A 24,455-nucleotide genomic window follows, 5' to 3' on the forward strand; every position below is an offset into this window, starting at 1 on the left:
GAAATGACTCAGGCAATTGCATCGCCCATCGTTCACGACCTGATCGGCGTCGGTTTCGGCCCTTCGAACCTGGCGCTGGCCATCGCTCTGCAAGAGCGCGGCCCGACCCACGGCGAGCTGGATGTGCTGTTCCTCGACAAGCAGGCCGACTACAGCTGGCACGGCAACACCCTGTCGACCCAAAGCGAATTGCAGATTTCCTTCCTCAAGGATCTGGTGACCCTGCGCAACCCGACCAGTCCGTACTCGTTCGTCAATTACCTGAAGGCTCACGGCCGCCTGGTGGACTTCATCAACCTCGGCACCTTCTATCCGTGCCGCATGGAGTACAACGATTACCTGCGCTGGGTCGCCGGGCAGTTCACTGAGCAGAGCCGCTATGGCGAAGAAGTGCTGACCATCGAACCGGTGCTGCACAACCATCAGGTTGAAGCGTTGCGCGTGATCTCCCGCGACAGCGAAGGCCAGCAGTTCGTGCGCACCGCGCGTTCGGTGGTGGTCAGTGCCGGTGGCACGCCGCGTATTCCGGAGGCGTTCAAGGCGCTGAAGGGTGACAGCCGCGTATTCCACCACTCGCAGTATCTGTCGCAGATGGCCAAGCAGCCTTGCATCAACAATCAACCGATGAGCATCGCGATCATCGGCGGCGGGCAGAGCGCGGCGGAAGCCTTCATCGATCTGAACGATTCGTTCCCGTCGGTGCAAGTGGACATGATTCTGCGCGGCTCGGCGCTCAAGCCTGCGGACGACAGCCCGTTCGTCAACGAAGTGTTCTCGCCGGAGTTCACCGATCTGGTGTTCCAGCAAAACAGCGCCGAGCGTGAGCGCCTGGTCAACGAGTACCACAACACCAACTACTCGGTGGTGGACATCGACCTGATCGAACGCATCTACGGCATCTTCTATCGGCAGAAAGTCTCGGGCATCGCCCGCCATGCGTTCCGCACCCTGACCACCGTCGAGAGCGCCAGCGCCACCGAACGCGGCATCGAACTGGCGGTGCGCAACAACGCTACCGGCGAAGTCAGCGTGCGTATCTATGACGCCGTGGTCCTGGCCACCGGTTACGAGCGGCAGATGCACCGCAAACTGTTGGCACCGCTGGAAGAATACCTCGGTGACTTCGAGGTCGATCGCAACTACAAACTGATCACCGACGAACGCTGCAAGGCCGGCATCTACATGCAGGGCTTCTGCCAGGCCAGCCATGGTCTGAGCGACACCTTGCTGTCGGTGTTGCCGGTGCGTGCCGACGAGATTGCCGGTTCGCTGTATGAGCATGACAAGAACCGTGGGCATCGTTCGATGGCGGATCTGTTGTTGGCGACGGCCAGCTGAATCTGCTTTGCCTGATACACCGCAATCGCTGGCAAGCCAGCTCCCACAGGATCTGTGTCGGATGCAAAACTTGTATTCACTGGAGATTCTTGTGGGAGCGGGCTTGCCCGCGATAGGGCCCTGGAGGCCAGCGAAAAATCTGAATCCTGAACCCTTCCTGAACACCCGCCACATTCCCCGACACACTTCCTTTTGCGGGTTTACTCTCCAATCATCGAGGCGTAAGCTTCGCGCGTTTTCATCAATAGCGGAGACCCACAGTGGGTACTTGTTCGAGTGACAGTTGTCGGCCGGTCTCGGTAACCGGCAGATTCTCGGCAAGATAACGCGCAGCCTTTCTCTGCCGTTGTCTCGCCGTAAAGCGAGCAGCGGCATCCCGATCATGGTCAGTTGAGACCATGTCCCGACGTCCTTCTCATCGACACTGAAAGTATGTGATTGCGACCGTGTGGTCGCGATCGCAAACCTATCGACACGCCTGTCTTTTCTGACCGGCGCGCCAAGCCTTGCCGTGCCGGATTTTCCGGTCAACGAGGCATGGTCGTACCTGCTCGACGGTTTCCCGGCTGACCATAGGGGCAACAGCCATGAAACTTACGCTCAAGGAATTTTTCGCAGGCTTCCTGCGCACACGCCACATCGCCCGGCACTTCCGCCGTCTGGCGCTGCTGGAATCGATCAACGACACCACGGTCAGCCGTGAAGTCCCGCCCACGCTGGCCAACACCCTGGTCGATGCGGCCCATCGCGACAGCGGCGAACTGCTCTCGTCGCTGGGCACTCACACCGACGGCCTGACCGATTTTGAAGTCGACGCACTGCGCGCGCAGTACGGCCTCAACGAAGTCGAACACGAGCAGCCGCTGCCATGGTGGACCCACCTGTGGCACTGCTACAAAAACCCGTTCAACCTGCTGCTGACCCTGTTGGCGGTGATCTCCTGGCTGACCGAAGACCTGAAAGCCGCCACGGTGATTTTCTCCATGGTGGTGCTGTCGACGCTGCTGCGCTTCTGGCAGGAAAGCAAATCCAACCAGGCCGCCGACGCGCTCAAGGCGATGGTCAGCAACACCGCCACGGTAATGCGCCGCGACGAGCCGCGCATCGAACTGCCGATCAAGCAGCTGGTGCCGGGCGACCTGATTGTGCTGTCCGCCGGCGACATGATTCCCGCTGACTGTCGGGTGCTCAGCGCCAAGGATCTGTTCGTCAGCCAGGCGGCGATGACCGGCGAATCGATGCCGGTGGAAAAGTTTGCCCGTCAGGCCGACCGCGACACGCGCAATCCGCTGGAGCTGGAGAACATTCTGTTCATGGGCACCAACGTGGTGTCCGGCACGGCGGTGGCGGTGATTCTCACCACGGGCAACAGCACCTATTTCGGCGCGTTGGCACAGCGTGTGGGCGCAACTGACCGCGCGGTGACCTCGTTCCAGCTGGGCGTGAACAAAGTCAGCTGGCTGCTGATCCGCTTCATGTTCGTCATGGCGCCGCTGGTGCTGTTCATCAACGGTTTCACCAAGGGCGACTGGACCGAAGCGCTGCTGTTCGCGCTGTCGATTGCCGTGGGCCTGACCCCGGAAATGCTGCCGATGATCGTCACCTCGACGCTGGCCAAAGGTGCGGTGTTCCTGTCGCGCAAAAAGGTCATCGTCAAACGTCTGGACGCGATCCAGAACTTCGGCGCCATGGATGTGCTGTGCACCGACAAGACCGGCACCCTGACCCAGGACAAGATCTTCCTCGCGCGCAATGTCGACGTCTGGGGTGAAGACTCCGACGATGTGCTGGAAAAGGCCTACCTCAACAGCTACTACCAGACCGGGCTGAAAAACCTGCTCGACGTGGCGGTGCTGGAACACGTGGAAATCCATCGCGAACTGAAGGTTGGCACGGCGTTTCGCAAGGTTGATGAGATCCCGTTCGACTTCAATCGCCGGCGCATGTCGGTGGTGGTCGAAGGGCGTGGTGAACCGCATCTGCTGATCTGCAAAGGCGCAGTGGAAGAAGTGTTGGCGGTGTGCACCCGTGTGCAGCACGGCGAAGTCGAAGAAGCCTTGAGCGATGAATTGCTGACCCGGATTCGTCAGGTCACCGCAGCATTCAACGCTGAAGGCTTGCGCGTGGTGGCGGTGGCTGCCCGTTCGATGCCGGAAGGTCGCGACACTTACAGCCTGGCGGATGAGCAGGAACTGACGCTGATCGGTTACGTGGCGTTCCTCGATCCACCCAAGGAAAGCACTGCGCCGGCGCTCAAGGCGCTGGCCGAGCACGGCGTCGCGGTCAAAGTGCTGACCGGTGACAACGAACTGGTGACCGCGAAGATTTGCCGCGAAGTCGGCCTCGCGCAACAGGGCTTGCTGATGGGCAACGACATCGAGCGCATGAGCGATGCCGAACTGGCCGTGGCGGTGGAGAAAACCAACGTCTTCGCCAAGCTCACGCCCTCGCACAAGGAGCGCATCGTGCGCATCCTCAAAGGCAACGGCCATGTGGTCGGTTTCATGGGCGACGGCATCAACGATGCCCCGGCGCTGCGTACCGCCGACATCGGTATTTCGGTGGACAGCGCGGTGGACATCGCCAAGGAAGCCGCTGACATCATCCTCCTGGAAAAGAGCCTGATGGTGTTGGAGGAGGGCGTGCTCGAAGGGCGCCGCACCTTCGCCAACATGCTCAAGTACATCAAGATGACGGCCAGCTCCAACTTCGGCAACGTGTTCTCGGTGCTGGTGGCGAGTGCGTTCATTCCGTTCCTGCCGATGTTGCCGATGCACCTGCTGGTACAGAACCTGCTCTACGACATTTCGCAGATCGCCATTCCGTTCGACAACGTCGATGACGAGATGCTGAAAAAGCCACAGCGCTGGCAGCCGGCGGATGTCGGGCGCTTCATGCTGTTCTTCGGGCCGATCAGTTCGATCTTTGACATCACCACGTTCGCCTTGATGTGGTACGTGTTCGATGCCAACACCCCGGATCACCAGACGCTGTTCCAGTCCGGCTGGTTCGTGGTGGGGCTGCTGACCCAGACGCTGATCGTGCACATGATCCGCACGCCGAAGATTCCGTTCCTGCAAAGCCGTGCAGCCATGCCGCTGCTGGTGATGACCGGGATCATCATGGCGGTCGGGATCTTCCTGCCGATGGGGCCTCTGGCGAACTACTTCAAACTGCAGGCACTGCCGTCGCTGTACTTCGTGTTCCTGCCGATGATCCTGCTGGCGTACATGGCGTTGACCCAGGCGGTGAAAGGCTTCTACATCCGCCGGTTCGGCTGGCAGTAATGCTGCCCCTGTAGGAGCTGCCGCAGGCTGCGATCTGTTGATCTTGTCTTTTAAAAACAAAATCAACAGATCGCAGCCTGCGGCAGCTCCTACAGGGAACGGGTATTTCAAGTGAATTGGCAGCAAGCCCGACAAAGGGACTGTGGACTATTCAAGGAGCTTCATCATGCAAGCCATCAACAACCTCAACCTCACCTCGCTGCTCGACACCCTCGTCAGCCTCAGCGCGGCGTTCATCCTCGGTGGCCTGATCGGTTTCGAGCGCCAGTACCGGCAACGCACCGCCGGCCTGCGCACCAACGTGCTGGTGGCGGTCGGTGCGGCGATTTTTGTCGACATGGCCAACCGTCTCGGCGGCGCAGAAGGCGCGGTGCGGGTGGTCGCGTACGTGGTTTCTGGCATCGGCTTTCTCGGCGCAGGCGTGATCATGCGCGAGGAAGGTAACGTCCGTGGCCTCAACACCGCCGCAACCTTGTGGACTTCCGCCGCCGTCGGCGCTTGCGCCGGGGCTGATCTGTTGGCCGAAGCGGTGCTCGGCACGCTGTTCATCCTCGCCGCCAACACCTTGCTGCGGCCGATCGTCAACAACATCAACCGCCAGCCACTGGACGTGGTCTCGGCCGAAGTCACCAACATCGTTTACGTGATCGCCCGGCGCTCGCAGCAGAAAGCCGTGTTCGCCCTGCTCGAAGCCGAGCTGGAACGCAGCAATTACCCGGCCAGCGACGTCGATGTACATGCCTTCGGTGCCGACGAAATCGAGATCGAAGCGACGCTGGCGACCACCTCGGTGGACGGTGACGAGCTGGACGCACTGGTGGCGCGAATCTCGACTTCAGCGCTGGTGGTGCAGGCGTTCTGGAGTCCGAGTACCACCGAATAAGGCAACCATATCGGGCTGCCATTCGGCGTGGCTCTCGGCGATTACAATCGCCGCCGCTGTCATGAACTCGGTGGACACCGCCCTGTGCGACTTGCAGATGCAGCGCAGCGCCCGGGCGCACGGTTGTGTCCTGAACGTGGCGTTCAACCTGCAAACCGTGCAACTGGCCAATGCGCAACTGACGTCGACGTTGAACAGCCTGCTGGCCGAACAGGCAAGCAGCGGTTCGGGCCTGACCTTCGAGCTGACCGAAAGCGGCCTGCCCGAAGCACCGGCCACCAGCCTGGAGACGCTGGTGCGGTTGCGGATGATGGGCTGTCGCTTGTCGATCGATGACTTCGGCGCCGGATTCTCTTCGTTGCAGCGCCTGTGTCAGTTGCCCTTCAACGAGATCAAGCTCGACGCCGATTTCATTCGCAACCTTGCGCATGAACCCCGTTGTCGCGCGGCCATCAGCAGCACTCTGGCGTTAGGCGAAGCCCTGGGCATGAGCGTGGTCATCGAAGGCATCGAAACCGCCGCGCAACGTCGCGAACTGCTGGCGCCGGGCTGCACGCAAGGGCAGGGCTACTGGTACGCACGGCCGATGGCCGGGGTCGATCTGTTGAACTGGCTGCAACGGCGCAACCACGGCAAAGGAACAGACGAATGAGCGGATTTTTAGGAAAGGTCCTACAGAGCTGTTCCGGCGAGATGCGTAGTCTTGGCGCGCCACCTCCGAGCTTCGGGACATCGAGCATGATCAATAAAACCCTGCGCATCCTGATTGCCGATCCGCAGCATTTTCACCGAATGAAAATCGAGCGGCTGTTCAACCATCTCGAATACTTCCGCGTCGCTCCGGTGCAGAGTCTGCTGGAGTTGCTGACGCTGGTGGAGTACGGCTGCGACCCCTTCGATGCCGTGGTCATCAATGCCGAACTGGCGGCCGGGTCGCTGGATCTGTCGGGCTTTTTCCTGAACAACCCGCATGTCCGTCATGTGCTGATCTACAACGAACCTTCGGCCCCGGTGCAGACGCCGGCAGGTTTTGCTCAGGAGAACATGCAGATCAGCCATGTCGCACTGCCCGACTTGGCGGCGATCAAGCACCTGATGGATCGGGCCGATGGTTCGCCGGTGTGCGCAGCGAATGCCTGGAACCCGGCATCGGCCCCGCAGCGCCGGGCTTGAGCACGGTTTGGCGTTTGCTGCAACTGTCAGATCTGACAGGTAGATCCCGCGTGATTCCCGTGTAACAGTCTTTGCACAGCAACGGCGTCCGCAGCATCCGACGCTGTGGCGCCTTTGTCAGGTAGTTGCACGGGGAGCCGTCATGAAGTCAGCGCTGATCGTCGACGATCATCCGGTGGTGCGCGCAGCCGTGAGACTCGTACTCCAGACCGAGCGATTCAAGGAGATTCACGAGGCCGCGAGCGCCAGCGAGGCCTTGGCCCTGAATCGTGAGCACAAACCCAACCTGGTGGTGCTCGACCTCAAGTTGCCGGGGATCGGTGGCCTGGAGCTGCTGGAACGGCTGAAGACCATTGACCCCAAATGCAAGGTGCTGATCTTCACCTCTCAAGACCCGCAGTATTATCAGGACCGCTGCTTGCGTGCCGGTGCCTTGGGCTTCGTGGCCAAAACCAACCAGTTGCTGCAATTGCACAAGGCAATTCAGGCGTTGATGTCAGGCTATGCCTATTTTGCGGCGTCGTCTGACAAGGACTATACGTCGACCCCTTTGCACCGCAGCGAAAAACAGATGATCGACGACCTGTCCAATCGTGAGTTGAATATCCTTGTGCAATTGGCGCATGGCAAAGCCAACAAAATGATCGCCGCAGACACGCACCTGAGCCATAAAACCGTCAGCACCTACAAAACCCGTTTGATGAAAAAACTCGGGATCACCTCGACGGTGCACTTGCGTGAACTCGCCAAACGCAATCATCTGCTCTGAGTGACCTGATGAATCTGCAAGGCTGGTGCTGTGTCCTGTGGTTGAGCATCACGGCCACCTCTTGGGCCAGTGAGCCGGCGCAGCACCTGGAACTGTTGGCCCAGGCCGAACTGGACAATATCCCTGTCGCGCTCGATGAGCGTGACCGTCAGTGGTTACGCCAGCATCCGGTCTTGCGCATGGGCATTTCCGGTGCGGACTATCCGCCGTTCGAAATCACCCGCAATCAACACGAGCTGGAAGGGCTCACCGCCGATTACGCCGACCTGCTGGCGCAACTGCTCGGGGTGCGCATCGATGTGCAACGTTTCGCCAATCGCGAGCAAGTCATGGCTGCGCTCAAACAGGGCGAACTCGACCTGCTGGGCACCTCCAACAGCTTTGAACTCGCCGACCCCGACTTTGTGCTGTCGCGAACTTACGCCGACGATCAGCCGATGCTGGTGACCCGGTTAGACGAAACGTTGCCGGCGGACCTGGCCGGCAAACGCATCGCCATGGTCGAGGACTATCTGCCGCTGGCCAGTGTGCAGGCGTTCTATCCCAAGGCGCAGGTGCTGCGCTATCCCTCGGCGATGGACGCACTGGGGGCAGTGGCTTTCGGTGTCGATGATGGCTACCTAGGCGATCTGATCAGCACCAATTACCTGATCAACACCAATTATCGCAATGACCTGCAATTGGCCGGGCCGTCGGGGCTGGATGCCAACGCCTTCGGTTTCGCCCTGCGGCGCAGTGAAGTACGCCTCAAACGCATCATCGACAAGGCACTGGCGGCGATTCCCATGGAACGTCGTCAGCTTATCGAGCAACGCTGGAGCGCAGGGCGCGCGCAGATGGCCGCGCAGTCGCGGGTACGTCTGAGTGCCAGTGAGCAGGATTGGTTGGCGCAGCACCCGGTGGTGCGGGTGGGGGTGATCGAGGACTTTGCGCCGCTGAGTTTTTTTGATGCCGAGGGCCGTTTCAGTGGTCTGTCGGCACAGCTGCTCAACCTGATCAGCCAGCGCACCGGTTTGCAATTCGACGTGGTTCGGGGGCGTTCGCTGGACCGCCAGATCGAACAGCTCCAGGCCGGTGAGCTCGACGTGTTGCCGGTGGTGACGCCGAGCAGCGAGCGTGAAGCCGAGCTGCAGTTCACCCGCGCGTATCTGAACAACCCGTTTGTGCTGATCAGTGCGACAACGGCCGGCAGCCCGCGCAGCCGCGACGATTTACAGGGTAAACGACTGGCCATTTATCGCGGGCATCCGTTGCGCGCATACCTGGAGCGGCGCGTGCCACGATTAACTCTGGTGGAGGTGCGCAGTCCCGCTGAGGGCATGGAACTGATCGTCAAGGGCCAGGCCGATGCGACGGTCAGTTCCCTGCTGGTGGCGCGCTTTCTGCTTGCCCGCCAGTACCGCGAGCGTTTGCGCATCACCAACACCGTTGGCGATCAACCGGCACGCATCGCGTTGGCGACCGCACCGCAGGCCACGGCGCTGCACACATTGCTGAACAAGGCACTGCTGAGCATCGCACCTCAGCAGATGGACGAGTTGGTCGAGCGCTGGAGCCATGATGTGGTGGTGGAGGAGAGCTATTGGGTGCGCCACCGCCGCGAGATTGTTCTGGGGTTTGTCACCGCGGCGGGGTTGCTGGTGTTGGCATTGGCCTGGATCGGTTTTCAGCGTCGGCAGTTACGTCAGCGTCAGCAATGGTTGCATCAGTTGCAGCAAGCCAAGGAGGCGGCTGACGATGCCAACCGCGCCAAGACGACTTTCCTGGCGACCATGAGCCATGAAATCCGCACGCCGATGAACGCGTTGATCGGCATGCTCGAACTGGCGCTCAAACGTGCCGAGGAGGGTGTCACTGACCGGTTGGCGATTCAGGTTGCGTCGGGCGCCGGTCAGCAACTGCTTGCGCTGATCGGCGACATTCTCGATATCGCGCGCATCGAATCCGGGCAGTTGTCCCTCGCGCCGCAGCGGGCCAACCTGCGCGAACTGGTGGCTTCGGTGTGCCGGGTATTCGAAGGGCTGGCGCGACAAAAGTGCCTGTTATGGCACATCGAGCTGGGGGCGGGCAGCGACGTTGACGTGTTGATTGATCCGGTGCGCTTCAAGCAAGTGCTGTCGAACCTGTTGAGCAATGCGATCAAGTTCACCGAGCAAGGCGAGGTCAGCGTGCGGCTGTCAGTGCACGCGATGCCGCTCGCAAGCGTGGGCGTGACGGTGGTGATCGAAGACAGTGGCATCGGCATCAGCGAGCATGACCGCCAGCGCCTGTTCAGCCCGTTTGTGCAGGCCGGCAACCCCGGGCAGTCCGCGCGCAGTGGTTCGGGGCTGGGCTTGGTGATCAGCCGTGAGCTCTGCGAAATGATGGGCGGTACGCTGCGCCTTGCCAGCGAGCCGGGGCATGGAACACAGATCGAGATCAGTCTGCAATTGCAATCGTTGGCCGCGCTTGCCGCCGAGGCTGCAAGCACCGCGGTGGCGGACACGCCGGCGCGCTCGCTGAGCGTGCTGGTGGTGGATGATCATCCGCTCAACCGGCTGCTGCTCTGTTGGCAGTTGAGTGAACTCGGCCACCGCACCGTCGATATCGAAGACGGTGAACAGGGGCTGCAACGCTGGCGGGCACAAGCGTTTGACGTGCTGATCACCGACTGCAACATGCCCCGGCGCAACGGCTACGAACTCGCGCGGGCCATCCGTGGCGAAGAGGCGGCGAGCGGCCGGGCACGGTGTCTGATTCTCGGCTTTACCGCCAATGCGCAGATCGAGGAAAAGGCGCGGTGTCTTGAGGCCGGTATGGATGACTGCCTGTTCAAACCGATCCGCCTGGCTGATCTGGCGCTGGCATTGCAGGGCGCCGGACACAGCGAAAATGCAGGCGAGCCAAAGCCGCCACTGCCCTTGACCGAACTCGACCTGAGCGCGCTGGAGCAAATGGCCGGTAACGATCATGCGCTGATGCAACGATTGCGAGAGCAAGTCTTGTGCAGTCTGCTGGACGACCTGCAACGGCTGGACGTCGCATGCCGGCCCCTCAATCTGAGCGAATTGCGTACGCTGGCGCATCACATCAAGGGCGGTGCGCAGATGGTCGGTGCCGCGCGAGTGGCGGCAGCCTGTGCGGACCTTGAGCAGGCCTGCCGAGACGCCGAAACTCAGGTGGTCGAGCGCTCGGTCGAGATGCTGCGCGAGACCATGCTCAGTCTCGCGCAGCGCCTTCAGACTTGAACGATCAGTCCCACTGCGGGGCAATGCCTTTCGGGTTGGTCAGGCGCTGGCCACGCTCCAGTGTGGCGATCAACGCCATGTCGGCGTCGCTCAGGGTCAGCGCCGTAGCACCGAGGTTACTTTGCAGATTGGCGCGACGGGTCGACGATGGAATCACCGCGTAGCCCTGTTGCATCGCCCAGGCCAGAGTGACTTGCGCCGGGGTCGCTTGCAGGCGTGTGGCGATCTGCTGGATCAGCGGGTCCTTGAGCACTTCGCCATAGGCCAGGGTCATGTACGAGGTGATCTGGATGCCTTGGCTTTGCGCGAACTCGACCACTTTGCGGTTTTGCAGGTACGGGTGCAGTTCGATCTGGTTGGTGGCGATGTTGTCTGCGCCGACCGCTGCAATCGCCTGTTGCATCAGCTCGATGGTGAAGTTGGAAACGCCGATCTGCCGGGTCAGGCCCAGACGTTTGGCTTCGAGCAGTGCGCCCATGAACTCGGCGACCGGCACTTGATCTTCCGGCGATGGCCAGTGGATCAGCGTCAGGTCGAGGTAGTCGGTCTGCAGCTTGCGCAGGCTTTCCTTGAGGCTGTCGATCAAGCGATCCCTGGCGAAGTTGGCGATCCAGATCTTGCTGGTGATGAACAGATCCTGGCGAGCAATGCCGCTGGCGGCGATGGCCTGACCGACCTCGGCTTCGTTCTCGTAGATCTGCGCGGTGTCGATGACGCGGTAACCGAGATCCAGCGCATTGCGCACCGAATCGATGACCACCTGGCCTTGCAGGCGAAACGTACCCAGACCAAAAGCGGGAACAGACATTGATGACTCCAGGGTTGCAGTGAGAATGGGCGGGAGTATCCGCGTCTGCGTCCTTGAGAAAAACCGCTGGTGGGGCAAAGCACTGTTGAGCAGAAGTCACGAATCTTGCAGGCGCTGCGGCACGCTGCGATCTTTTGATTTTAAACAACAAGATCAAAAGATCGCAGCGTGCCGCAGCACCTACAGGGGGTTGTGAATGGCTCGCGAAAGGTGCACTACTGTCCTGCAGATGGAACACTTAAGCTGATTTTTGCCGTCTAGTCCTCCGACCGTCATGGATTTAAGCTTAATCCATTGCGTCACCCACTTTTCTGGAGGCAACCATGAAAAACATCATCGGTATCTACACCAGCCCTCGCGGCCATTGGGTCGGCGATGGTTTCCCGGTGCGCACCCTGTTTTCCTACGACAACCTGGGCAAGCACATCAGCCCGTTCCTGCTGCTCGATCACCCAGGACCCGCGCAATTCACCCCGACCACCGAGCGCCGCGGTGTTGGCCAGCATCCGCATCGTGGTTTTGAAACCGTGACCATCGTCTACGACGGCGAGGTGCAGCACCGTGACTCCACCGGCAGCGGCGGCACCATCGGCCCGGGCGACGTGCAGTGGATGACGGCTGCGTCCGGGATCCTGCATGAAGAGTTTCACTCGGATGATTTCGCCAGAACCGGCGGCAATCTGGAAATGGTGCAGCTGTGGGTCAACCTGCCGGCCAAGGACAAAATGGCCGCGCCCGGCTACCAGACCATACTCGACGGCGATATTCCGAATATCGCGCTGAAGGACGACGCCGGCAGCCTGCGGCTGATCGCTGGTGAGTTCGAGGGGCATACAGGCCCATCGCGCACGTTCACGCCGATCGACGTCTGGGACCTGCGGCTCAATGCCGGCAAGTTGCTGAGCCTGGATCTGCACGAAGGGCGCAACACTGCGCTGGTGCTGTTGAAAGGGTCGGTGCAGATCAACGGTGCGCAAACGGCGGGTGTCGGGCAATTGGTGCTGTTTGAACGTGAGGGGCGTCAGTTGACCCTTGAGGCCGGTGAAGACGCGGTGGTGCTGCTGCTCAGCGGCGAGCCGATCGACGAACCGATTGTCGGCCATGGCCCGTTCGTGATGAACACCGAGCAGGAAATTCATCAGGCATTCGCCGACTTCCAGTCCGGGCGTTTTGGCCAAATGCACGGGTAAATTTCATCCCTGTGGGAGCGGGCTTGCTCGCGAAAGCGGACTTACAGTCGATGCGTGTCTGACGGATCCACCGCCTTCGCGAGCAGGCTCGCTCCCACAGGGGATTTTCGGTGTTTTTGCGCGGGTGTTCTGCCTCTGAAATCAATTGCTCCTACACTTGCCCAATCTGTGCGATCTTCTCGCGATTGGCCCGTATCGGAGTGGTTTGATGCTGTCTTTCTTGACCGAACATCCGTTGTTTTGCGCGTTGATTCTGATCCTGCTCGATCTGGGCCTGTGGCGCCTGATCAGTGCCCGTGGCAGCGAGTGGAAGCTGCTGGTGCGGGTGCTGATTTTCAGCCTGTTCAGCGCGGTGCTGTTCAACGAAGGCCTCAACCCGATGGAGCCGGCGCCGTGGGCGGACAATGTGCCGTTGCATCTGGCGGCGACCGGGTTGCAGATCGGCTGGTGGCTGTTCGGCGCGCGCACCCTGACCGTGTTGATCGGCGCGGTGATGATGCAGCGGGTCGGGCACACCGGGCGGCTGTTGCAGGATCTGCTCGGGGCGGTGATTTTCCTGATCGCCATTATCGCCGCTCTGGCCTACGTGCTCGATCTACCGGTCAAAGGCGTGCTGGCGACGTCCGGGGCCTTGGCGATCATTGTCGGTCTGGCGTTGCAGAGCACCCTCAGTGATGTGTTTTCCGGGATCGTGCTCAACACCACCAAGCCGTATCAGATCGATGACTGGATCTCCATCGACGGCACCGAAGGCCGGGTCATCGACATCGATTGGCGCGCTACGCGTCTGCAGACCAGCCAGGGCAGCATGGCGGTGATTCCCAACTCGCTGGCGGCCAAGGCCAAGATCATCAACTTCAGCCGGCCGAGCAACATGTTCGGCCTGGCCGTCAGTGTCCAGGTCAGCCCGCATGCCCGGCCCAATACGGTGATCGATGCGCTGGAGCGGGCGATGCAGGGCTGCCGTCCGCTGCTGGACAATCCCGCGCCGAGCGTCGCGCTGAAAAGCGCCAGCAGCACCGGTGTCGAATACGAAATCAGCGGCTTTGTGTCGTCGATGGACCAGAAACGTCCGGTGCGCAATCAGTTGTTCGATCTGGCTTACCGGCATCTGCAGGCGTCCGGGGTCAATCTGTTGTCGAGTGTCGAACCGATCGTCACCGGCAACCTTTCGCGGCCGCGGGCGCTGCTCGACAGCTCACCGATTTTCTCCACCCTGCGCCAGGAAGAGAAAGACACCTTCAGCCAGAACATGACCCTGCAAACCTTCCGCGCCGGGGAAACGATCCTCGAGGCCGGGGAGGTCAGCGATCATTTGTTCATCATCGAATCCGGCGTGGTCAGCGTGACCCTGACCCGCCATGGCAGCCCGTTCGAATCCGGGCGCATGGGGCCGGGCGAAGTGATCGGCGAGGCCGGGATTCTGTCCGATTCTTCAGTACCGGCGACCTTCGCGGCGAAAACCTTCTGCGCGCTGTATCGCATCGAGAAGACCTACCTGAAGCCGTGCCTGGATGCCCGCCACGACATCAACGAGGCGATGAAAGCCTTGCTCGATTATCGCCTGCACAAGGCTCAGACCCTGACCCAGGACGTGCCGACCGTGGTGGCGAAAACCGGGTTCCTGCACTGGTTGCGCCAGCGCGTGTGACGCGGTGGTCTACTCGTCTTCCGGGAGATTGGCTATTTGTCCGGGGCAGTGGCGGGACTACCTTAGTCACACATTCACTGGCCCCCGGAAACTCCACCATGAAAGCTCGTACCGATTTCTACACTGCTTCCCCAGACGCCCTGAAAGCGATGATGGCCCTGGAAACTGCGGTCTCGAAACTGCCGCTGGAAAAGACCCTGATCGAGCTGGTCAAGCTGCGTGCATCGCAGATCAACGGCTGCGCATTCTGCATTGACATGCACACCGCTGACGCGATCAAGGGCGGTGAGACCCCGCGCCGGTTGTTCGCGGTGACTGCCTGGCGGGAAGCGCCATTCTTCACCGAGCGCGAACGTGCTGCACTGCTGTGGACCGAGTCGCTGACCCAACTGAGCCTGACCCACGCCCCGGACGAAGACTACGACATCGTCGCCGCGCAATTCACGCCCAAGGAAATGGTCGACCTGAGCGTGGCGATCAACACCATCAACAGCTGGAACCGCCTGGCCGTGGGTTTCCGCAAAACCCCGCAGCTCTAAGCCGCAACCCATAACCCTGTAGGAGCTGTCGAGTGAAACGAGGCTGCGATCTTTTAAAGACAAGATCAAAAGATCGCAGCCTGCGGCAGCTCCTACACGGGCGAGGCATCAATGCGCATCTGCACTCGGCGCAGCCGGTGGTTGCACCTTGCGCATCAAGGGCACCATCGCCGTGGCGATGATGAAGCACAGCATGATCATCAAAAAGGTATCGCCGTAGGTCTGGGTCTGCGCCTCGCGGTAAGTCAGCAGCCACAGCTGACGCAGACCGGCGGTGATCCCGACGTCACCACTCTGACCCAGTGTTTCCAGGTTGCCACCGACCTGCGCCAGCCACTGATTCAGCGCCTCGTTGCTGCTGTTCAAATGCTCGGCCAGGCGGGTGAAGTGCAGGTTGGTGCGGTCATTGAGAATGGTCGCGCAGGCGGCAATGCCGATGGCCCCGCCCAGATTGCGCATCAGGTTGAACAGCCCCGAAGCGTGCTTCAAGCGTGCCGGTGCCAAGCCTCCCAAGGTCAGCGTCACTGCCGGCGGCACCGCCAGTTGCTGGGCGATCCCGCGCAGCGCTTGCGGCAACATCAACTCAGCGGAACCCCAGTCGTGGGTGATCGGACTGAACTCCCACATCGACACCGCAAACAAGCCCAGCCCAAGCATCATGATCCAGCGCAAATCCACGCGATTGGCGAGAAAGGCGTACAACGGAATCGCCATGATCTGGAACACCCCGGTGGAAAAAACCGCCAGACCAATGTCCAGCGCGCTGTAGCCTCGCACCCGGCCGAGAAACAGCGGCGTCAGGTAAATCGTCGCGAACAGACCAATCCCGGTGACGAAGGAAAAGAAGCAGCCGAGGGCGAAATTGCGATCCTTGAGTGCGCGCAAATCAACGATCGGATTGGCCACGTGCAAGGTGCGCCCGATAAAGGCCAGACCCGCCAGACCGCTGATCCACGCCGTGGTCAGAATCGTTTGATCGCTGAACCAGTTCCAGCGCGGGCCCTCTTCGAGGGTGTATTCCAGGCAGCCGAGAAACAGCGCGAGAAATACCATGCTCAAGTAGTCCGCGCCCTTGAGCAGCGCCAGTTCCGGCTGGTCGATCTTTACCAGCATCGGCACGGCCACGGCGACGAAAATTCCCGGCACCAGGTTGATGTAGAACAGCCAGTGCCATGAGGAAATGTCGGTAATCCAGCCACCGATTACCGGACCCAGGGTCGGCGCCAGTGACGCCACGGCGCCGATGGTTGCGGCGGCAATCACCCGTTGTTTGCCGGTGAAGAAAAAGAACGCGGTGGTGAATACCAGCGGGATCATCGAGCCGCCGAGAAAGCCCTGCAGCGCCCGAAAGGCGATCATGCTCTGGATGTTCCACGCCACACCGCAAAGCAAACTGGCCAGGGTGAAGCCGACCGCCGAAGCACAGAACAGCCAGCGGGTGGAGAACACCCGCGACAGCCAGCCCGACAGCGGGATCACGATGATTTCGGCGATCAGGTAACTGGTCTGCACCCACGCGGTTTCGTCGGTGCCGGCCGAGAGTCCGCCGCCGATGTCACGCAGCGAGGCCGAGACGATCTGGATGTCCAGCAGCGCAATGAACATGCCGATGCACATCGTGGCGAAGGCGAATACTTTGGTCGCGGTGGCCATGTCGGCGGCGTTGAACGGTTGCGCCGGGGCGGTGAGGGTGGTGCTCATGGTGCGACGGCCACGGCGCTGGATTCAGCAGGCGCGCGGGTGTCGACTTCAGCGGTGACCGACAAGCCTGGCCGCAGATGCCCGAGCACGCCGTCGGCCGGATCGAGCAGAATTCGCACCGGCACCCGCTGGACGATTTTGGTGAAGTTGCCGGTGGCGTTCTCTGGCGGCAGCACGCTGAATTGCGAGCCGGTGGCGGGGGCGAGGCTGTCGAGGCGGCCGTGGAACTCCTGGCCGGAAAGCACGTCGGCGCGGATGCTCACCCGTTGCCCGGGTTTCATCCGCGCCAGTTGGTCCTCCTTGAAATTGGCATCCACCCACAGACCGCTGGCCGGCACCACCGACAATTGTTGCGACCCGGCCTGGGCATAGGCGCCGACCCGTGCGCGGCGATTGCCGATCACGCCATCAACCGGCGCGCGCAGTTCGGTGTAGCCGAGGTTCAACTGCGCCAGATCACGCTCGGCCCGGGCTTGTTGCAGGGCGGCACGGGCCTGTTGTTTCTGGGTGTCGATCACCGCCAGTTGGCGCTGGGCGGCGAGCAGTTCGGCCTGGGCGCGGGCACTCAGGGCCTGGGCGGTCTTGAAGCTGGCGTCGGCGCGTTGGGCGCTTTCCACCGACACGGCATTGCTGCTGACCAGGCGTTTATAGCGCGCGTTGTCGTCCCGCGAACGGGCGGTTTCGGCACCAGCGGCATCGATGCCGGCGCGGGCTTGGCCGATCACGGCGTGCTGCAGTTGTTCAGTGGCATCGAGGTTGGCCAGCAGTGCCTCTTCGGCGGCTACTGCGCCTTCGGCTTTGGCGAGGTTGGCGCGATAGTCGCGCGCATCAAGTCGGATCAACACATCGCCGGTCTTGACCGACTGGTTGTCGCTGACCAGCACTTCTTCGATGTAGCCGGCAACCTTCGGCCCGATCACCGTGACGTCGCCACCGATGTAGGCATCGTCAGTCTCCTCGAGAAAACGCCCGGTGCTCCACCAATGACTGGCGTACACGCCGACCATGACCAGCGCGATCAGGCCAGAGCCGGTCAGCAGCAAGCGCTTGCGCAACGGCGGTTTGGCGGGGGTGACCGGGGATGACAGGTCGGGCTCGAGGGTGGACATGGCGGTCATAGCGTAATACCTGCGGGAACGATTGGTTATTACAGTCGTAATATGACGCAAGTAATATTTTGTGGCAATTATGTTTTTGTGCCGATCGTCAGTTGCTTACCCGGCCTCGGGGTTTGGAGCGGTTTCGAGAAATGTCAGTCCCGGTAATGCGGGGCAGGTCTTTGAGAACTCGATGAGAGCCCTCGGGGAAACCCTGATGGCCTAGCGTTGAACGCAGCAAAATCAAATGTTTAAGAAATGTAAGCGCTGTAGGAAGCGTCTTGCATTTGTGTAGGAAGGCTCTGACTATCACTCGCATTGATGAAGTGGCATTACGCCATTTCATGCTTGCAAGGATGTTGCGTGCCGTATTTGCTTTGCGCTGTTTCTCGTCGTCGCTTCACGCTTTGCCCGCTGTTGTCGGCCTTTGTGTTGAGTGTGTGTGCCTCCTCGATTCAAGCGGCTGACTCTGTTGCGCCGGGCCAGGAAGTGCTGCGCCAGCAGCAACAGCAACAGCGCGATCTGCAACAACTGCAGATGGAACAACGCAAGCGCCAACTGGAGCGCGGTGCGTTCGGCCCGGCGCCGGCCACACCAGCGCTCCCGCAGACAGTCGCCCCCGATGAACGTTGCTGGCCGCTAAGTGGTACGCGCATCGGCGGTGTCACGCTGATCGACAGCGACAAACTCAACGCCCGGATCAAACCGCTGCTGGCGCCGTGCATGGGCGTCGGCCAGATCAATCATTTGCTGGCGACCATCACCGCGATCTATGTCGAGCATGGCTACATCGCCAGCCGCCCGTACCTGTTGAGCGCGCCGGCGGCGGGGCAGCCTCTGGACATCATGATCGACGAAGGCTACATCGAGTCGATCGAACTGGCCGATCAGAGCCTGCCCGTTTCGCTGGGGGGCGCGTTCCCGCATATGCTCGGCCAACCGCTGAACCTGCGCGATCTGGAGCAAGGCCTCGATCAGTTGAACCGCTTGCGCTCGCTTGACCTGACCGCCGACATCGCCCCCGGCAGCCAGCCTGGCGCGTCGCGAATCATCCTGCGCTCGCGCACTTCTGGACAGTCGCGCTGGGCGTTGGGGCTGGGCATGGACAACCTCGGCAGCGCCAGCACCGGGCGGGATCGCAACAGCGTCAGCCTGAGCTTCGACAGTCCGTTGCAACTCAACGACCTGCTGAGCCTCAGCGCCAGCGACACGTTGAATCAGGGCGACCGCTACAGTCGCAACGCCAGCCTGTATTACGCGATTCCCTACGGCTACTGGACCTATAGCGCGTTCGCCAGCCACGCCGAGTATCGTGCGCCGTTCAAACTGCCCAGCGCGACCTTGTACAGCACCGGCATCACCGATCAACTGAGCCTGCGCGCCTACCGCGTGTTGTGGCGCGACCAGAGCCGCCAGCTCAGCGCCAACCTGCAACTGGCGCACAAGGACGTCGACAGCTATCTGGAAAATGTCCGTCTGGGCATTCAAAGCCCGACCCTGACCGTGGCCGAAGCCGGACTCAATCTGTTCTGGCTCGACCGTGCGGTGTGGAACCTCGACTTCACCTACTCGCAAGGCCTGCGCTGGCTGGGCGCCGATGACGACGCCCATCACGCGGTCAACAATCTGCCCAAAGCGCAATTTCACAAGTACCGCGCTGGCCTCAGCCAATGGCGCAACGGCCAGTTCGGCGCGCAAGCGTGGCAGTGGCAAAGCCAGCTCAATTTGCAATACAGCCCCGACCCGTTGCCAGCCATCGAACAGTTGCTCGGCACCGACGATTCGGCAGTGCGCGGCTATCGGGTCAACAGCGCATCTGCTGCCAGCGGCGCGATCTGGCGCAACACCTTGCGTCTGCCCCTGCGCAACGACTGGCCGCTGCAGATCACCCCGCGCGTGGCGCTGGACAACGGCTGGCTCAAGGCCGATCACGGTGCCCAGGGCCAACGCCTGAGCGGCGCCAGCGTCGGGCTGAATCTGGGCTGGAAGAATCTGCAAGTGGACGTCGATTACCAGCGCGCCCTCAACACCCCCAACGGATTGCAGCACGAGCCAGAGACCTGGCTGATGCGCGTAGGGTTGCAGATATGAGCACCACCGAGACTCATCAAGCAGTGAACAAACAGCCGTCGGATCTGAGCGCGACAGCCACGGCCAACACTCAATCGCGCGCCGTGATGCCGTACTTACATGGAGACGTTTTTATGCCAGCACACACCTTTGCATTTCATCTTTCTCCTCGGGGCAAACTGCGCTGGGCGATCGCCAGCCTGTTCTTCGCCGTGCACCTGCCGACCGCTATCGCCGGCGGTGTGGTGGTCGCACCCGGCCCCGGCGGCACCGCGCAATTGCAGACTCAGGGCGGCGTGCCCATCGTCAATATCGTCGCGCCCAACGGCTCGGGCCTGTCGCACAACCAGTTCCTCGACTACAACGTCGACCGTCAGGGTCTGGTGCTGAACAACGCCTTGCAGGCCGGGCAATCGCAGCTCGCCGGGCAACTGGCGGCCAACCCGCAACTGCAGGGGCAGGCGGCGAGCGTGATCCTCAACGAGGTGATCAGCCGTAACCCTTCGGCGATCAATGGCGCCCAGGAAATCTTCGGCCGCGCTGCCGATTACGTGCTGGCCAACCCCAACGGCATCTCGGTGAACGGCGGCAGTTTCATCAACACGCCGAACGCCAGTCTGCTGGTCGGTCGTCCTGAATTGAACGACGGCAAACTGCAAGCGCTGAACACCCGCGACGCCAGTGGTCAGTTGCAGATTCAGAGTGGCGGCCTGCGTAATGCCGAGGGTTCGGTCAACCTGATTGCCCCGCGTATCGACAGCCAGGGCCGCATTGACGCCCGCGATCAACTCAACCTCACGGCGGGGCGCAATCAGGTGGACTACGCCAGCGGTCAGGTGAAAACCGTGGACCCGGCGGGCAACACCACCGATCAACGCATCGACGCCAGCCTGTTCGGGGCGATGCAGGCCGGGCGCATCAATATCGTCAGCACCGCCGAAGGCGCGGGCGTGCGTGTGGGCGCGGTACAAGTGGCCGGGCGTGACGGCGTGCAGATCCGTTCGGCTGGCGACCTCAGCGTCAGCGGTGCGGCTATCTCCAATAGCCTCGACGTGACCCGTGCCGGCATTCGCAGCAGTCAGGGCGATGTCGGCCTGCACAGCGGCAACGATCTGACATTGGCCGCCACCGACGTCAGTGGTCGCGATGTCAGCGTCAATGCCAAGCGCAACCTGACCTTGAGTACCGTCGAAAGCCGCAAGCTTCAGGAAAAACGCGAAAACTGGAGCAACAGCACCATCGGCATCACTTGGGAAACCTACGACCGCACCCAGACCGACAGTGAAACTCGCCAGCACGGCAGCCAGATCGTCGCCAGCCGCGATGCGAAATTGTCTTCCGGCAAAGACACCGAACTCAAAGCCGCCAAGGTTGAAGCGGCGAAAAATCTCGATGTGCACAGCGGCGGTGATCTGCGCCTGACTGCAGCCACCGAAAGCCATACTCAGACCGATCAGGGCAACCATCGCAAGCATTTGTGGAAGGCTGACTGGAACAGCAGCAGCGAAGAGCAGCGCAGCCTTGGCAGCCAGTTGAAGGGTGGCAATATCGCGCTGCAAACCGCCGCGTTGTTGCGTTCCGAAGGCGCCGAACTGAACAGCGCCGGCGATGTGAAACTGGCGGGCAAGCAAGTGGACGTCACCACCGCCACGCGCACCAGTCGCAGTAATAACAACAGCTACTCCGGCGACCTGGTCGGCGGCGGATTTTTCGGCAAGACCGGTGACGCCGACAAGGGCCAGACCCGGCATCAGGGCAGCAAAATCAATGCGGCCGGCAAACTGATCGTCAAGGCTGATGACGTGCGCATCAGCGGCAGCCAGGTCCGTGGTGGCACCGAGGCCAGCGTGATCAGCGATCAGGGTTCGCTGGTGATCGACGGCGTGCAGGACACCTCGCACAGTAACAACCACGACAAGGACAGCAAGTTCTTCGGCATCAGCAAGGACGAATCGCGGCAGAACGCCAGGGACAGCACCACGGTGCGCAGCGAGCTGGTTTCCGACAGCAACCTCAAGCTCAAAAGCGCCAAGGACATCGAAGTGGCCGGCTCCACGGTCAAGGCTGGCGGCGCGCTGACGGCGGACGCAGCGGGTGATGTGAACGTGCATTCCACGCAGAACAGCCACGACAGCAGCTCTACCACCGAGACCCGTGGCTTCGATGCCTACGCCAAAGAGCAAACGCCGGAGCAATACCGCGCCGGGGTGCACTACGAAGACAAGCAGCAGACCGTCACCCGCAACGACGTCAACCAGCAAGGCTCCAGCCTCAGCGGCGCCAGCGTGCAGGTAAAGGCCGGCGGCGATCTGACCATCAAGGGCGGTGAAGTCAAATCCACGGCCGGCGACACCACACTGAGCGGCAATAATGTGTCGTTGCTGGCCGAACAGGACAGCCACAAAACTTCGACCGATACCTCCAGCACCGGCGGTGGTTTCTACTACACCGGTGGCCTCGACCGCGCCGGCAGTGGTGTCGATTTTGCCCACAGCACCACGCAAGACAGCAGCAGCAAAACCACCGCGCAAACCACCCACGTGCAAAGCAGCGGCAGCCTGAACATCAATGCCGACAAGCTGGTGACCGAAGGCGCGCAGGTCAAGGCTGGCAACGGTCTGAACGTCGCGGCCAACGAAATCGACAACCGCGCCGCCAGCAACACCGAAAGCAGCAGCCATAACCAGAGCAACTGGTCGGCGGACATCGGCGCCAATGTCGAGTACAAGGACATCGCCCGCCCGATTGCCGGTGCGGTCAAGGATGTGCTCAACGGCAAGGTGCCGGACAAGGAAGCCCTGAGCAATCTCGGCCAGCCAAACGTCGGCCTCGACGTGGCGATCGGTCACGGCAGCGCTGACAAGACCGAGCACAACAGCAACGCCGTGGTCAGTCGTTTCGACGGCGGCAGTGTCGAGGTGAAAACCGCCGGCACCCTGCACGACCAGGGCACTCAGTACAGCGCGAGCAACGGCAAGGTCAACATCAACGCCGACACACTGGTTGCCGATGCCGCGAGCAACACTCACGGCAGCACCGATAACTCAGTCGATGCCAAGGTCGACGTGCGCGTTTACACCAAGACCGGCGAAGACGTGAACGTCGCCGGCAGCGGTGCGGGCGGCAACAGCTACAGCAGCAAGGACAGCAGCACGGCGGTAGTCGGCGGGTATGCCGGCAATCAGGGCGTGAACATCAACGTTGGCGCAGATGCGCAGTTCGCTGGCAGCCGTTTCGACGGCGGGCAGGGCGGTGTGAGCATCAAGACCGGCGGCGATCTGGCGCTGAATCAGGCCAGTGACCGCCAGAGCAGCAGCGACTCCAGCCTGCGCGGCAACGGCTCGCTGACGGTCGGCACCTTGCCGGGCACCGACGGCACCAACGTTGACCTCGGCGCAGGCTTCCAGCTCGATCACACCGGCAAGCAGACCACTGACACTCAGGCTCACGTCGCGAGCATCAGCGGTAATGGCCCGGTGCAACTGAGCAGCGGTGGCAATCAGGTTCACCAGGGCACGAAGATCGACAGCGCCGGCGGCATCGATCTGCACGCTGACGGCAAGCTTGATCTGCAAGCGGCCACCGATACGCACAGCGTGACCGGCAGCAATCTCGGCGGCGGCTTGAAAGGCGGCGGCAGCAAATCCAGCAGCGAGAAGAGTCGCGATCAGGGCGGTAATCTGATCGGCAACTTCAACATCGGTCGGGTCAACGAACACTCGCAAACCCTGACCGGTGGCCAGCTCAACAGCCAGAGTAACGTCGTGTTGAGCGGTGATGCGGTGCACCTGCAAGGCACGCAAGTCAGCGCGCCGAACGTCAGCATCAATGCGCAGAAGGGCGGTTTGGTTCAGGAGTCGGCGCAATCCACCGAGACGCGAAACAACTGGAACGTCGCGCTGAATGCCGGTGGCAACCTGAGCAGCAAGACTCCGACCGCTGCCGATGAGAAGGCCAGCAGCGACCACGGCTTCAACGCCGGGGCCAAGGTCGGCGTCGATTACCTGCAAGGCACCACTCAGCAGGACAGCCAGATCAAGGCTGACAGCGTGGTCCTCAACAGCGCAGGCGATGCACAACTGTCGGGCGCGCGGATCGACGCGAACACTGTCAGTGGCAAGGTTGCCGGTGACCTGACCGTCGACAGCCGTCAGGACTCGAAGACGCAAGCCAGGGTCGATGTCGATCTGGGCCTGACCGCGAAGAAGAATCCGCCGAGTGACAAGGAAAAACTCGCCGGCACCGACTACAAACCAACGCTGAAGGCGCAGGGCGAATACGCGCACAAGGACAGCGTGGCGCAGGCGTCCGGCATCAGTGGCAATCAGGGGGTGAACCTTGCGGTGGACGGCGCGACACAGCTGACCGGCGCGCGGATTTCATCGGCTGAAGGCAAGGTCGATCTGGGCGGTTCAAAGGTCGGTAGCCGTGACTTGGTCAACCGTGAATACGGCGTGAAAGCCGGACTGGACCTGCCGCAGAAAACCGAGGAGAACGCACCGAAGGTATCGTTCGATAACGGCAATCTGAAAGTCGGTCCGGTGACCCTGAGTGGCAATCTGGACAGCCAGACCCTGCAGGCCGGGATTGACGAAAAAGGCTGAGCAGCACTGCTATAAAAACTGTGGGAGTGAGCCTGCTCGCGATAGCGTCAGTTCAGTCAGCGAAGCTGTTGACTGAACCGGTGCCTTCGCGAGCAGGCTCGCTCCCACATTGTTTTTT

Annotated in this window: 15 protein-coding genes; 12 read left to right on the plus strand and 3 right to left on the minus strand. The window is 61.5% G+C overall.

Annotation, left to right across the window (positions count from 1 at the left end; genetic code table 11):
* Positions 1 to 3: 3 nt before the first annotated feature.
* The 7 genes from GTQ41_RS09610 to GTQ41_RS09640 all read left to right on the plus strand — a co-directional run bounded on the left by GTQ41_RS09610 (position 4) and on the right by GTQ41_RS09640 (position 10,677).
* Positions 4 to 1,338, plus strand: coding sequence for a lysine N(6)-hydroxylase/L-ornithine N(5)-oxygenase family protein (locus GTQ41_RS09610; protein WP_047295186.1), 1,335 nt, complete (start codon positions 4 to 6; stop codon positions 1,336 to 1,338).
* A 587-nt stretch (positions 1,339 to 1,925) separates the two neighbouring features.
* Complete coding sequence (gene mgtA / locus GTQ41_RS09615; RefSeq protein ID WP_047295184.1) at positions 1,926 to 4,625, plus strand: magnesium-translocating P-type ATPase; 2,700 nt, start codon at positions 1,926 to 1,928, stop codon at positions 4,623 to 4,625.
* A gap of 166 nt (positions 4,626 to 4,791) precedes the next feature.
* Positions 4,792 to 5,508, plus strand: coding sequence for an MgtC/SapB family protein (locus tag GTQ41_RS09620; protein ID WP_007968289.1), 717 nt, complete (start codon positions 4,792 to 4,794; stop codon positions 5,506 to 5,508).
* Between the two features lie 61 nt (positions 5,509 to 5,569).
* Complete coding sequence (locus tag GTQ41_RS09625; RefSeq protein ID WP_315438492.1) at positions 5,570 to 6,160, plus strand: EAL domain-containing protein; 591 nt, start codon at positions 5,570 to 5,572, stop codon at positions 6,158 to 6,160.
* Positions 6,161 to 6,246: 86 nt separating this feature from the next.
* Positions 6,247 to 6,681: a hypothetical protein gene (locus GTQ41_RS09630; RefSeq protein WP_047295180.1), complete on the plus strand. Its 435-nt coding sequence runs from the start codon at positions 6,247 to 6,249 to the stop codon at positions 6,679 to 6,681.
* Between the two features lie 142 nt (positions 6,682 to 6,823).
* A complete protein-coding gene (locus tag GTQ41_RS09635; protein ID WP_047295178.1) occupies positions 6,824 to 7,450 on the plus strand; it encodes a response regulator transcription factor in 627 nt (208 codons plus the stop codon).
* 8 nt (positions 7,451 to 7,458) lie between these two features.
* Positions 7,459 to 10,677 carry a transporter substrate-binding domain-containing protein gene (locus GTQ41_RS09640; protein ID WP_217325488.1) on the plus strand — a complete coding sequence of 1,073 codons (3,219 nt, stop codon included), beginning with the start codon at positions 7,459 to 7,461 and terminating at the stop codon, positions 10,675 to 10,677.
* 4 nt (positions 10,678 to 10,681) lie between these two features.
* Here GTQ41_RS09640 and dkgB read toward each other — a convergent pair whose 3' ends face one another.
* Positions 10,682 to 11,485, minus strand: coding sequence for a 2,5-didehydrogluconate reductase DkgB (dkgB, locus tag GTQ41_RS09645; RefSeq protein ID WP_047295174.1), 804 nt, complete (start codon positions 11,483 to 11,485; stop codon positions 10,682 to 10,684).
* A gap of 323 nt (positions 11,486 to 11,808) precedes the next feature.
* Between dkgB and GTQ41_RS09650 the strand changes: the two genes are divergently transcribed.
* The 3 genes from GTQ41_RS09650 (at position 11,809) to GTQ41_RS09660 (ending at position 14,865) form a co-directional block, all read left to right on the plus strand.
* On the plus strand, positions 11,809 to 12,675 hold the full coding sequence (locus GTQ41_RS09650; RefSeq protein WP_047295172.1) for a pirin family protein: 867 nt from the start codon (positions 11,809 to 11,811) through the stop codon (positions 12,673 to 12,675).
* Positions 12,676 to 12,883: 208 nt separating this feature from the next.
* A complete protein-coding gene (locus GTQ41_RS09655) occupies positions 12,884 to 14,326 on the plus strand; it encodes a mechanosensitive ion channel domain-containing protein (RefSeq protein ID WP_047295170.1) in 1,443 nt (480 codons plus the stop codon).
* A gap of 98 nt (positions 14,327 to 14,424) precedes the next feature.
* Positions 14,425 to 14,865 carry a carboxymuconolactone decarboxylase family protein gene (locus tag GTQ41_RS09660; RefSeq protein ID WP_047295168.1) on the plus strand — a complete coding sequence of 147 codons (441 nt, stop codon included), beginning with the start codon at positions 14,425 to 14,427 and terminating at the stop codon, positions 14,863 to 14,865.
* Positions 14,866 to 14,973: 108 nt separating this feature from the next.
* On the opposite strand, the gene GTQ41_RS09665 is transcribed toward GTQ41_RS09660, so the two are convergent.
* Both GTQ41_RS09665 and GTQ41_RS09670 read right to left on the minus strand, forming a co-directional pair.
* Entirely contained in the window at positions 14,974 to 16,566 is a 1,593-nt protein-coding gene (locus GTQ41_RS09665) for a DHA2 family efflux MFS transporter permease subunit (RefSeq protein ID WP_047295166.1), read from the minus strand.
* Positions 16,563 to 17,684: an HlyD family secretion protein gene (locus tag GTQ41_RS09670; RefSeq protein WP_047295164.1), complete on the minus strand. Its 1,122-nt coding sequence runs from the start codon at positions 17,682 to 17,684 to the stop codon at positions 16,563 to 16,565. The genes GTQ41_RS09665 and GTQ41_RS09670 overlap by 4 nt, the downstream gene beginning before the upstream one ends.
* Positions 17,685 to 18,026: 342 nt before the next feature.
* Here GTQ41_RS09670 and GTQ41_RS09675 point away from each other — a divergent pair, with 342 nt between their 5' ends.
* Entirely contained in the window at positions 18,027 to 19,754 is a 1,728-nt protein-coding gene (locus GTQ41_RS09675) for a ShlB/FhaC/HecB family hemolysin secretion/activation protein (RefSeq protein ID WP_047295162.1), read from the plus strand.
* 113 nt (positions 19,755 to 19,867) lie between these two features.
* Positions 19,868 to 24,337: a hemagglutinin repeat-containing protein gene (locus GTQ41_RS09680; RefSeq protein ID WP_217325489.1), complete on the plus strand. Its 4,470-nt coding sequence runs from the start codon at positions 19,868 to 19,870 to the stop codon at positions 24,335 to 24,337.
* The last annotated feature ends 118 nt before the right edge of the window (positions 24,338 to 24,455 follow it).

This window comes from Pseudomonas sp. AN-B15 (genome assembly GCF_019056475.1).
Lineage (GTDB): Bacteria > Pseudomonadota > Gammaproteobacteria > Pseudomonadales > Pseudomonadaceae > Aquipseudomonas > Aquipseudomonas parakoreensis.